Source organism: Vibrio sp. KUL80 (assembly GCF_059725495.1).
Map to the genome: position 1 here is coordinate 38,482 of NZ_AP045842.1, position 12,896 is coordinate 51,377.

7 protein-coding genes, 1 tRNA gene and 1 pseudogene are annotated in these 12,896 nt (G+C 39.3%); 4 read left to right on the forward strand and 5 right to left on the reverse strand.

Translation table 11 applies throughout. The features are described from left to right. Window positions 1-61: 61 nt before the first annotated feature. Complete coding sequence (locus AC6I8U_RS16750; protein WP_042471672.1) at window positions 62-742, reverse strand: MaoC family dehydratase; 681 nt, start codon at window positions 740-742, stop codon at window positions 62-64. A 332-nt stretch (window positions 743-1,074) separates the two neighbouring features. Here AC6I8U_RS16750 and AC6I8U_RS16755 point away from each other — a divergent pair. After that, a tRNA-Ser gene (locus AC6I8U_RS16755) sits at window positions 1,075-1,165 on the forward strand. A 573-nt stretch (window positions 1,166-1,738) separates the two neighbouring features. On the opposite strand, the pseudogene AC6I8U_RS16760 reads toward AC6I8U_RS16755, so the two are convergent. Beyond that, window positions 1,739-2,779, reverse strand: a pseudogene (locus AC6I8U_RS16760) (recombinase family protein); the annotation flags it as partial. Window positions 2,780-5,058: 2,279 nt separating this feature from the next. Here AC6I8U_RS16760 and drt3a point away from each other — a divergent pair. The 3 genes from drt3a (at window position 5,059) to AC6I8U_RS16775 (ending at window position 10,166) form a co-directional block, all read left to right on the forward strand. Continuing rightward, window positions 5,059-6,294 (forward strand): antiviral reverse transcriptase Drt3a, encoded by a 1,236-nt coding sequence (gene drt3a, locus AC6I8U_RS16765; RefSeq protein WP_498018977.1) that lies wholly within the window; start codon window positions 5,059-5,061, stop codon window positions 6,292-6,294. Then, complete coding sequence (gene drt3b, locus AC6I8U_RS16770; RefSeq protein WP_498018978.1) at window positions 6,294-8,279, forward strand: antiviral reverse transcriptase Drt3b; 1,986 nt, start codon at window positions 6,294-6,296, stop codon at window positions 8,277-8,279. Before drt3a ends, drt3b begins: the two co-directional genes overlap by 1 nt. Window positions 8,280-8,630: 351 nt before the next feature. Next, window positions 8,631-10,166 carry an RNA-directed DNA polymerase gene (locus AC6I8U_RS16775; protein WP_498018979.1) on the forward strand — a complete coding sequence of 512 codons (1,536 nt, stop codon included), beginning with the start codon at window positions 8,631-8,633 and terminating at the stop codon, window positions 10,164-10,166. A 406-nt stretch (window positions 10,167-10,572) separates the two neighbouring features. On the opposite strand, the gene tnpC is transcribed toward AC6I8U_RS16775, so the two are convergent. The 3 genes from tnpC to tnpA are packed head-to-tail and all read right to left on the reverse strand — an operon-like array spanning window position 10,573 to window position 12,823. Further along, window positions 10,573-12,102, reverse strand: coding sequence for an IS66 family transposase (gene tnpC / locus AC6I8U_RS16780; RefSeq protein ID WP_498018980.1), 1,530 nt, complete (start codon window positions 12,100-12,102; stop codon window positions 10,573-10,575). Between the two features lie 59 nt (window positions 12,103-12,161). Then, window positions 12,162-12,515 carry an IS66 family insertion sequence element accessory protein TnpB gene (tnpB, locus tag AC6I8U_RS16785; protein WP_498018162.1) on the reverse strand — a complete coding sequence of 118 codons (354 nt, stop codon included), beginning with the start codon at window positions 12,513-12,515 and terminating at the stop codon, window positions 12,162-12,164. Further along, window positions 12,512-12,823 (reverse strand): IS66 family insertion sequence element accessory protein TnpA, encoded by a 312-nt coding sequence (gene tnpA / locus AC6I8U_RS16790; RefSeq protein WP_498018552.1) that lies wholly within the window; start codon window positions 12,821-12,823, stop codon window positions 12,512-12,514. The genes tnpB and tnpA overlap by 4 nt, the downstream gene beginning before the upstream one ends. Between the last annotated feature and the right edge of the window lie 73 nt (window positions 12,824-12,896).

The window sequence follows — 12,896 nt, forward strand, 5'->3', positions numbered from 1 at the left end:
GCAAACATGCACAAAAAAGCCCAGCTTAAAGGCTGGGCTTCATAAAACTCAATGTTTATCATCAAAAGTGAAGATGAATCACTGACGTCGCGATACACGCTGGACGTCGAATACCCTCAATTTCTACACGGATCTCGCGTTCAATCTCAAGGCCTTTTTTAATCGGCGTTACTTTGACTAAAGTGCTTTTCGCACGAACATTACTGCCGACTTTTACAGGATATGGGAAGCGAACCTGATTCAAGCCGATGTTCACCATCATTTTCGCTGTCGGAAAAAGTGGCTTGTCCGGATCGACACTATCCGTTAGTGCTGGTAAAAGAGACAATGTAAGGAAACCATGTGCAATCGTCGTCTTGAACGGAGACTCTTGCTCTGCTCGCTCCGGATCGGTGTGGATCCACTGATTGTCTTCAGTGATAGCACCAAATTGATTGATACGCTCCTGCCCAACATGGATCCAGCTACCCTCGTGGATAACTTCACCTATCTTCTCTTGAAGCTCATCAAACAGCTCTTGAGCTGCGGGCTTGAGCACAATTTCTGGTTCGACCTGTGCAACTTCTGGTTCATTAACCGCTGGCTTGTGATAGTCTCGAACCCACGCTAAGAAATTGCTGTGGTTTGTTTTGTCTACAAACTCAGTCCAATACTCTCTAATCGCTGGCGACATCCATTGCATAAGCTCAGACTGATGCTTGATAGAATCAGCTCTTTGTTTAAACAATTTTACAACTTTCATCTTGACCTCAAATCACAGTTCGCGAGAACTAACCCTAATATTTTGAAGCAAACCCCTTAATCACGCAAACAATTTCGAGCGCACAAGCGTATTCTGAACATCGTTTTATTATATATTTTCAATGACTTATCAATAAAAAACATTATTTTATTTTGAGTGATTGATCATGTTGATTACGCAATGAAATCGTTTGCCTAGCTAACGCTACTCTCACCAATCAACACATTGAAGACGATTTAATCAATGTGATCACTTTTAAAGCAGTCAAACCAAAGTCATGAAATTTTTTCTTTACAGCGAACTCCGTCCCCCCTATTATGAGCGCCAACAACGGAGAGATGGCTGAGTGGTCGAAAGCACCGGTCTTGAAAACCGGCAACCGTTAATAGCGGTTCTAGGGTTCAAATCCCTATCTCTCCGCCACTTTGTGACGAAAACGGGAACCGAGAATTCGGTTCCCGTTTTTGCGTTTGCAATCAAGTATAGAACGGCCATGTTAGAGCCTTCAAATATCAACTTTTTTGCGCCCTCTACCACCTTCACACTCGTGACTGTTGAAAGCATTAATTGCTTAATCTTCTCATCGTCAGCGTCCATCAGGTATTCCTGCACTGCAACTGCAAAGTCTTGCAGCCTAGCATCACCGAAGTTCTTAACGGGAAAGTTAATTCTAACTGACAACCGAGCCAACTCGTGTTCTAAAGCATCTATTTGAGCGGAGATTTCAGACAGATTTTTGTTTATTCGTTCGTCTGGAGCTAATTCTCCGTCTGCGACCATCATGATTAGACGAGAGTAACGTGTTTCCAAATTGCTTTTTCTTTTGGATAGTCTGTTTTTTTCACTCACCAGTGTTCTATTAGCATCCTTGATACGGAGCCTTGTACGAGTATGGATTTTTTTCAAGTGATCTTCTTTGAGCAATTCACCAATGAACTTTTGCTTTACAACAAGTTCGACAATATCGCGCCGAATTCTTTTAGACGCACATGTGTCTGGCGCGTGTCTAACTTGTTTGCTGCACTGATAATAGCTGTACTTGCCACTTTTACCGCTTGTAACTACCATACTTCCGCCACATACTTGGCACTTCAACAACCCAGTTAATAGACAATGTGACCTAAGCCTTCTTGACTCAGCAGAGAAGATATCTCTTGCCTTCAAACCATCCTGTACATTATCGAATTGATTCCTGTCTATAATGGCGAGTATTTTTACTATAATTGGTTCCCTTCCTCCCGAGATATAAACGAAATCTCCGATATAGGCGGTATTTCTCAATAATCTAGATACAGAATTTCTATTCCATTTAGACCCTCTTCGATATTGTAGTTTCTTGTTCAACATCTCGGCAATACTCTTAACTCCAAGTGGTTTTCCATTAACTCCTTTTTCAGACAAGCTAAATATCTGTTTGACTAGATCGGCCTCTTCTTCAAAAATTTGCAGTTTTTTCCGACACTTAGACGTTACGCCGGAGACAGTAATTGAACAATAACCGTAAGGAACAGGGCCGCCTGTGAAGTAACCTTTTCGAGCGGTGTCTCGGAGTCGATCAGTTACAACCTTTCCATTTTGTATACTATAGTGCTCGTTCATTAACCCTAGAAGAGAAACCATTATAAAGTTGTCTTCTTGATTAGTGGGCAAAGCTTCTGTAGCAGATACCAACGTTATTCCTTTTTTCTCTAATAGTTTTTTAGCTTCTAACTGTCGTAACAAATTTCTACTAAATCTCGAAAGGGAATAAACTATCAATCCATCTGCTTTCACAATGTCATTCTCAAGCTCATGCAACATCAATTCAAACTGATTTCTTTTCCCTTTGAACGCGCTGACACCATCATCTGTATACCACCTTAATATATTGCCACCTTTTGCTTGCACCCAATCTATTATCGACTGCCGTTGTCCATCTATAGAGTCTCCAAGTTCTTTTTGGTTATATGACGATACTCTTAAATATGCTACATAGTTCATTCTAAGTCTCCTTTCTAGCCTTTGATAAATATATAATCGCCGCACTAATTGAACCATACGTCGTTACTCATAGCCTTCATCCTGCGACGGTTAATAGAACACCCCAAATACAGTATATTTTACTAAGCTATTCAAACATTAAATGAAGAAATGAAAATTCAAGATTGTAAAGTGGTAGAGTATTTGGAAGATTTACAAAAGCAGTTACTTTATAAAAGCCCACTTTATCGCTATTAAATAAATTAACAAAGTACCTTAATAATATGACTAAACCTCAACGAAAAAATAAAAAACGACACTGGGTTACCACAAGAAAAATACGTTAAATTTAAACCTTAAAATAGATGGTACAACTTTAATATAATAGAAAGCTTATGTGACAAGACAATAATCGCTTCAGTTATACTTAACGATTTCAATCCATAGTTGCGGTTTCTGTACTAACTTTCTTTCGTTATTGCTACTCACCCGCCCATCTCCTTTACCATGGAACAGCTAAAGCCCTTATGTGTTGTGCGATCAGCATCGCCTTATCTGGGTTGTCCGTAAGGTAATCTAAGGGGGTCTGGCTATAGAACGGGGCATTATAATTAGCCTTTCTCATAAAACCGCTTTGATTAGAAGGATTGTCAAATACCACCATAAGCATATCTCGGATATGCTCTAAATCTCCCAAATCAACTTTGACTGTGATAACACGAACATGCCTGTCACTTGCTCACCATGATGACAAAATAACCTGTTTTCTACACATACTAATTCCTTATTTTCCTATATAGGAAAAATAGCGTCTCAACGTGCACCATTTAGCTATATAAGAAAATGTAAAAGCAATAACAACACGAACGAGGTAGCCAGCAAGTTAATGTTGAAATACAACTATACAATGGTGGACATATTTGAAACCTCATAAAATCGTTGTTCTTCAATCAGTGTCGAGTAGTTGACTTACATTCAACACACCAAAACTTGAGCAATTATCATGACGACAAAAATTACCTTCTGACATAATTATCTTTATAAACCCGTCAATAAAATCAACTGGAATCATATCAGTGTTAACCTCGAAATAAACAAGGTCATTTTCGAATTTTATATCTTTAATCGATTTTGACATAATGACATCTCTGTGACGACCGATAGTACTATTTAATAAAGTACAAACTAGGTTAGATATCAAACATGTTCTTTTGACAGAGTATAAGCTCAGTTAGCGGTAGTATTATAATGACCAAGTGTGAGCTTCAATATGCTAATCGAAAAACTTAACTTTCAACGCAATGATATAAGAATATTAATCGATTATTGCAGTTCACTATTTTACCACACTCAATTATTCTATTAATTTCAAAAGTTCATTATATTGCCACAAAAAACAAGAATACTTAACTTTTATATAACCTGTAGATATATTAAGAGTAGTTTGCGTTCAAATAAATCTATAGGAAACCGTTAAGAATAGTTACTCTAAACCCATTAGAACTAGTCCAGATCTCAACTTTTCTTGTGTTCTCGCTCTCCCATCCAGCAAGAACTCGTACAACAAAAGCTTCAAAAATGTATGACCATGCACTTTTTGAGCTGACTACTGCTGTTCACCAAGACCAACAGCTTGCACTTCAACCAAACTAATAAGAAGAAGCTCTTAAGTATGTCTTAGATCACAGAAAATTTTGTACTAACTCTATACTGTTGTGCATTTAAGTCTCGTTTTATCATATGGTTAGCTAATGTTTGACAACGGTAAACTAAGCCTTTGGGATGTGTTCAATAACCTATCCATCGGACTAACTACACTTTTAGTCTCCGCGTATCCGGTTTTTTTGTACATTGATTTCGATAAGGCAAAAACGTTTGAGCTGCTTTCAAAGTTCACAACTGTCCTTGTTATTTTACTACCTGTTCTTTTACTTCTACTCGGGATGTTTGTCGATGCCCTATCAAATAGGCTTTGTAACATTCAGAATTCTTTTTATCGAATCAATAGAAGAATCCCTAGAGATCAACCTGAAATAAAGGCAAGAGTTAGAAAGATCGTCCCAGAAGACATATCAGAAAAAACTATGTTTCGTTACTGTAAAGCTTATGTTCTGCAAAACTGCAACAATACAAATGTAGATATCTTTCTAGCTAGATTTGGTTTCTATAGAAACTTTTCTTTTATTCTATTTGTTGTTTCATTTGTTAGCTACATTCCGTCTTCTTCACTTATTCTTTCTCTTGCAATTTTTTTCGTTTCTAGAGAGTTCATGAAGAGATCATTTCACTTTCATTGCCACTTGGAGTCGGAGGTTTATTACAATTATCTAGTAGCTAAGATTGAGAGGAACTCTTAAATGTTAGATCAATCAATTAGTAAAGCAAATATTAAAAACCTGTCAACAAATACTTGGTACAAGAGGAATTCATCAAAAGATTTTGATACGTTCTTTGAGGAAAGTTTTGAAAGATTGGAGGCAAAGCTGTCAAGGGATAGTTACTCTTTCAGCAACTTTAAACTGTTTAACCTAATGGACAAAGATACATACGATTTTACTTGCCCAGAAGACGAAATTGTATGTAAAAAGCTCAATGATAATATTCGTCGACTTTTCAAGATTTCTACCTCAGATAGGCACTCTATTGTTAAACAGGTAATTTCTCTACTAAAAGACACTCAACCAATTAAAGTTTTAAGGCTAGATATTAAGGAATTCTATGAGTCAATAGATAGAGAAAAAACTCTGGACTACGTGATTAATGAGTGGCTGCTTTCTCACCAGAATAGGTGTATTTTGAAGTGTTGGGATAAGAGCTTGACTAGCTTAAATATTGAAGGTTTACCGCGAGGTATGTCTTTAAGTTCAACTCTATCTGAAATACGAATTCGTCCATTTGACCGTGAGGTAAAGAAACTTTCCAGTGTATATTATTATGCAAGATTTGTTGATGACATACTGATTATGTTCACGGGAGATTCAGACGAGCTAATTTCAATTTTGAAAGAGATACTCCATAAAAACTCTCCTGAGTTGAGTTTTAATCATAAGACAAAGCTGATCAATCTAAATAGCGGAGAACAAGCAAACTCTAAACTTGACTACTTGGGCTATGAAATAGAGAGTTGTGGAATTGTAAATCAGAAGAACAAGCATAGACAAAGGAATGTAAATGTCAGGATTAGCAATAAGAAAATAAACAAAATCAAACATCGAGTCAGACGCTCGTTTTCCTCCTATGCTAGCAATAGAAACTACAAATTACTTATATCTCGTTTGAAGTTCTTAACAGGAAACCAATATATAATCGGTGACATAGATAGAACAAGGCTGAAATCAGGAATATTTTACAACTATCCGTTAATTAATGACCATAGTCAGGTTAAGGAACTTGATAATTACTATCACAAACTTATAAACACAAGCCACGGCAAGGTCAAGAATGCCATTAGTCACATTGAGAGCTTTGATAGTAAAACTGGCGGCAGTAGGTTAAGTCAGGTCAAAAAGCTTTCATTTTATTTTGGTTTTAAGCATAGAGTTATGAATTCTTTCAATCGTAAAGAAAGCAGAAACATCAAAAGGTGTTGGTAATGTCAAAAGTAAAAATAGATAAACATGATCATCTCAGGGTCATGTTGACCGATACTCTACCCTATGAAGTGCCTATCACTTTCCTTAATGAGGGGGCCTATTTTTATCTCAGAAGTCAAGATGAAAAAAGCAAGTATTTTCAGAAAGTTGACCCTAGCGTTAAGAAGTTCATTGATAAGTTTTTCTGTCTAGAAGGTTACACTTCTCCTTATAATTATAGGATTAGCAAAAACTCTAAGAGCAAACGACTACTATCCGTACCCCACCCATCGATACAGAGAAGAATCACAAAGCTCTATGGCGAGTACGACTCTTTAATTACTGAACTGTGTAGTAGAAGTCCTATAAGCCTTAGAGCACCAAATAAGGTAGCTTCACGCTACTATGAAAAAGAACTCGCGTCATTCTCCATGTTGGATAAGGAGAGCGGTGTCGAGACTGAAAAAGATGCATTTGAAAAGACTTCCGTTTACGCAAGCTCCTATTTTACTTATAAAAAGTACAATTTCCTGTATAAATATTATGATTCATATGAATCTCACAGAATAGAAAAAAAGTTTGACCACCTAACAAAATTTGATATTTCGAAGTGTTTTCACAATATCTACACTCCAACTTTTAACTGGGCTGTTAAAGGAAAGGATTTTGCAAAAAAACACTCTGACTACTTCTCATTTGACCTACAGTTTAGGAGCCTAATGGAAGATTCAAACGAGTTGGAGTCCAGTGGAATTTTAGTCGGGCCAGAATTTTCTAGAATATATGCCGAAGTCATACTTCAAAACTTAGATATTAATATAATTGCACGACTAAAAGATGAGCACGATCTATATTTTGAGTCTGACTATACGATCAGAAGATACGTAGATGATTATTTTCTATACACAAAGTGTTTATCTACTTCGTCTATCATAATGGATGTGGTTATTGATGAATTAGAGAAATATAAACTCTTTATCAATGAATCTAAAACCGAACACTATGATGTACCATTTATCACTGGATTAACCATTGCTAAAATGGACTGTAAGAAGCTTGTAGCAGAGTACTTTGAACTGATAGTCGACAATAAATCTGAGGTCGAAGACATAAAATTCATATCATCTATAAATCCCTCTAGAAAAGCCAACTTATTTATCCGAGACTTAAAGAGATTAGTAAAAGTCAACTCTGTTACTTATGAAGGGCTTACGGGCTACGCTTTGGGTGAAATTAGAAGAAAGCTGTTTAGGATTATAGAAGATGAACGAGTAACCAAAGCGATTGACGATAAAGAAACTGACCGAGTTACAAAGCTATGTCTATTCGCATTGGAGGTGTCCTTTTTTATCTATAGTATGGATATTAGGGTAAGGACTACTTATATAATCACTCAGCTTGTTGTTGCACTCAACGGCTTGACCGAGCGAGCTTCTGTTGAATTTAAAGATGTGGTTAGGAAGAAAATTTATGATGAGTCTATTCTACTTTTAAGTAAAATGAAGGATAAGGGTAAAGCTAATAGTATTGAAACACTGAACCTTCTCATCTCCATAAAAACAAACTTCCAAGACTACCCAATTAAGCAGAGCACTTTGCTAGACTTATTTGGTATCAAGCAAGTAGGCGAAGAAGTAATTGAACAAGGCAAAAAACCCCTCGGTTACTTCCAAATAATGGTGCTGTCTTGGTTTAACGGAAACAATCACGTTGAAGTAACCAAATTTTTGCAAGATGAAGTTATTCGAAAACTTAATGAGTGTGATTCAGACTCAATAGCGCAGTCAACGGAACTGACCTGTTTGATTTTCGATAGTTTTAGTAACCCCTACTTCTCTGATGACTTCAAGTACCATTTGATCGAGATGTTAGCTGAGCGGCTTCAAATAACACCGTCGAAGAAGAAAGTTGTAGAGTTTTTGAAAGCTAGGGAGTGGTTTTTTACATGGAAAGAGAACAACTTAGCTCAAGTTTTGATGAAAAAGGAATTGCGCAGTCCATACTAGTAAGTTACTGTACTCTAGTACGGGTGATGCGCTTCGAATACATGTATATGTATTACTAGTGGTTGCTAATCACTAGTGTTGCCAAGAGCAGCTCACACGCTATGTCGTGCAGACTCCGTACAACTAATTTATGGCCAGCTTGTCGTTAGCTCTTTTTGAATGTGCGTTCTTTATGCGAATCATTCTTGATCTTGATGACTAAAAATACTAGCCAGAAAGAGCACCCTCATAAGGGTGCTTTTTTGTTTCTTCACAACGTAAACCTGTGCATGTAGTGCTTGTTTCATGGCTGATATGATTAGAAAAGCTTGCTTAGCAAGCTAGTTTGTAGAAAGTAAGGAGACCATTGTCTTGAAGAAACTAATTACGCAGATGGACGCGGATGAAGCAAAGAGCTTTCTTCTCAAGCACAGCAGTTACACAAGCTTAAGCCTACCCCCTTACTTTGATTTTACAGAGCTGCTAGCAAATATTGATGAAGCCCTACTTGTGAAGCCTAATGGCGCAAAAGACATTGGACTTGCACACGCAAGAAAGCACCAGAGATTAAACTATACACTTCAAACAAACAAAGGCGGACATTATGCATGGCGGCCAATTGAGTTAATTCACCCCGCACTATATGTTCAGCTTGTACACACTCTAACTAAAGTAGATAACTGGCAACTCTTAAAAAACAGATTCGAAGAATTCTCTTCCAACCCTAAGATATCGTGCGCGAGTATTCCTAGGGAGTCAGATGATGAATTAACATCTGATGCTGCGGAAAGTGTCAAGGGATGGTGGGATGACTTAGAGCAAGCATCGATATCACGCTCTCTCGATTATAAGTATTTATTTTTAACTGATGTGGCTAATTTTTACCCTTCTATTTACACTCACTCGATACCTTGGGCAATACATGATAAAGAGTCCGCAAAGACAAAGAGAAATAGAAATGACTGCCTAGGCAATGAAATAGATTATCTGATTCAAGATATGAGGAACGGACAAACGAATGGTATTCCTCAAGGCTCAGTTTTAATGGACTTTATTGCAGAGATTATAATGGGTTATGTCGATATCTCTATCTCTACCGTACTGTCCCAAAACAACATTGACGACTACCACATCGTCCGATATCGAGATGATTATAGAATTTTCACCAACTCCAAAGAGTCAGCAGAACTTATAGTTAAACATCTTACTACTGTACTTCAAGGCATCGGCCTTCAGCTCAACGCTTCAAAGACATATCTTAGTGAGGACGTAATCTTAGACTCTCTTAAGCCAGATAAGCGTGAAGCTTTGATGTTGTTCGGTAAAACGGTAACGGGGACTACGATCCAAAAATCATTGCTCAAGTTGTCTATTTTTTCTCGAAAGTATCAAAACTCAGGCCAACTCGAAAGATATCTGAGTACGCTCAACCGAAGAATAGTTGGTCTGCGTGAGCTTAACGAAAATGTCGAGCCAATCGTGAGTATCCTAGCAGATATCATGTACCACAACCCAAGAGTATTTGCGACAGGATCTCTCCTACTGAGCAGCACATTCAAGTTTGTAGATCATGAAATGAAATTAGACCTTATCGCAAGAATTCAAAGAAAATTTGAGCCTCTGCTAGGCACTGGCCCCTTAGACATATGGTTACAAAGGCTCTCTTATCCTATTCAGCAGGACATTGAGTACAAAGAGGTCTTATGTAAAGTTGTAAGCCAAGTTTATGACTCACCAAGTGAAGAAGTGTGGAACTCAGACTGGATAACTGATTCTAGGTTTAAGAAACGGATTCTAAGTACAAGTTTTGTGAATAGTGAGGTTCTAACGAACCTTGATAGTATTATCCAAGAAGAGGAGGTTGTACTGTTCCCTTACTTTTCCGGTGAGTCTTCAAGCAACGACTAACGCGCAAATAGTTTGACAGATAATCTCATTGTTGGATAAGCCCCATAAACTAATTATGGAGCTTATTTCTTGAGTTCCTAATTTAAGTTATGTCGTCCCTTGGATCTGTATCAGTAGCTAACTACCAGATTCCAGTTCCCATACTCGTCCCATGCTGCCCGCCACTTTTTACGACAAAGCCCTTGTTTTACAAGGGCTTTGTCGTCTCTATCGTACTAACAATCACCTACCCCGCAGCATTTCTGTTTTGGAAACTTGTTCTAATTTGCAAGCTGGCACAAGCTTGTGTAACGAAGCCGAATTGGGTTTAGATGAGCTACGTAGCGTTTTCACGGTTTAAGAACCTTGCAAAGCTGTACTAAACCATACTAGTGTAAACGCCCCATGAACCCACGGGGCGATATGACTAATGTTTGAAGTTCCAAGGTAGGAGCGCATCGACATCTGGCTCTGCTTTTGCCAGCTCTTTCATGCACTTGACCATGTAGTCGTATAGGATAAGGCCGTTGGCTTTTGCAGTTTCCACGATACTGTAAAGCATCGCGCTCGCGTCAGCCCCGTTAGGATTGGCCGAGAATAACCAATTTTTTCGGCCAATGACCAGCGGTTTAATTGCGCGTTCAGCACGGTTATTGTCTATCGATAAGTGACCGTCGTCAATGTAGCGGATGAGCTTCGGCCATTGTCCAAGCGTGTATTTTATCGCTTTACCCAACGGGCTAGACGCTATCACTTGTTGAGTTGTCATCCACTCGTACAACTCATCCAGTATTGGCTTGGCATGCTGTTGGCGTTCAGCTTTTCGTGTTTCGACAGACGCACCTTTTAAGCGGGATTCTATTCCATACAGCTTCTGGATTTTGGCCAACGCTTTATCTGCTTTGCCTGACTTACCTTTACCTTGAAGCTTCTTAGCATCCATGAACTTACGACGTGCATGCGCCAAGCAGCCGACATTGGTTACTTGATGAAGGCCATCATAAGCACCATAGCCATCGGTTTGCAGATAACCACTGTAATCCCCCAAGAAGGCAACAGGGCACGCCCTCGCGCGACTGTTTTGATAGTCGTACAAGGCGATATTTTTCACGTTGGGAAGTGCGACTTCTGGCGAGTCTGCGCCTGAGCAGTATAGCCACATGTAGCATTGCTTATCTTCCTTGAGGACATTGAGCGGCGTTTCATCCGCCTGAACCACCACTTGTTCAAGTAGGTGTGTTTTCAAGGCCGCGTAAAGCGGTGCGAACTTTTCACTGACTTGGATAACCCACCTTGCCATAGTCGTGCGCGATAGTTCGATACCCGATTGGGTAAAGAGCGACTCTTGGCGATACAGCGGCATCGCGTATTGATATTTGCCAAGAATGATATTGGCCAGCAGGCTTTCTGTCGCGAAGCTTTTAGGGATAATGCTTTGCGGCGCTGGTTTTTGAACGATGTGGCTTTTTTCTTCAGTTTGCTCGCACTGACGACAAGCATATTTAGGACGAACATATTCCAGCACTTTGAGTACCGCTGGCGAGAACTCTAGCTTTTCACTGCGGTCTTCACCGATTTTATGCAGGTTATGCTTGCAGCACGCACACTGCTTTTCATGGTCGTCTAAATCGAGTTCGATAACCTCACGAGGCAAGGTTTTTGGAAGTGGCTTACGCTTACCACGTTTCTTCGTTGTGGTGGTTGTCGTGACCTCAACCTCATCTTCCTTAGCGGCTTCACATTCCACTTCGTTGAAGAGGTCACCTTGAGATGCATCGTAAGGCTTTAACGCCTCCGAGCGTTTAGCGAACTGGCGGTCGAAGGCAAACTTGAGTTGTTCAAGTAGCGATTGGCGCTCTTGTTTCAATCGGTTTTCTGACGCCATGAGCGCTTTCACCATCGCTTGTAGCTCGGCAACATCTTGACTTTCTGGGTTGATATTTGGCGTCTTTTTCATGGCATTTATTATACTGAAATCATGCCGCTAACGCTTGGTATATAAGGCTTTATTATCGTTTAAGTCATTGTAAAATCGTTTATTCTTACGGGTCTATGGCCGATAATCGTGAAGCCTGAAAGCAGCCTATCAAGCTCAAATTGAGTCAGGGTAAACACCTCATTTTTCTCTTTTGATGGCCATTTGTACTTGGCTTTTTCGAGGCGTTTGTACCAAAGAGCAAAGCCTGTTTTATCCCAGTACAATACCTTGATTTTGTCGCGCTGTTTATTGGTGAACAGGAACAGTGCGCCACTTCCTAAAGGTAAGTCGGTGTCACTTTCGATAATCGCGGCGAGGCCGTTGATGGACTTTCTAAAGTCGACACTCTCACGATATAAATAAATCTCTGGAGCGCTAAGCATGCGTTTCATGATAGCGCTCCGATGAGTTCTGCTAAGTAAGCGGCTGGCGTGCCTTGTGGGATGCTCAGCTCAACATCATTGACGAGCAGAGTCATGTTAGCCGTTACCACTGTCGCTTGATACTTGGTTGTCTTTTCGACAACTTCAGCTTTTACGAAGCCTTGAGAAACCTCAATTTTATTGAGCTGCTGGCGCTTGGCATAAAACGTCGAAGGGTTGATCTCCTTGAGTTTGCAAAAAGCGAGTGTTGACAACGAACTCGATTCAGATTGCTCGATAAGCGTTTGCCATTCTTGGTTAGTGCGTCGTTTTCCCATTTCAAATCTCCTTATGGTTGGAGATTTGATCTTATTGTTCGTTCTAGGTGATTAGAATGCGGGGTTTATGATG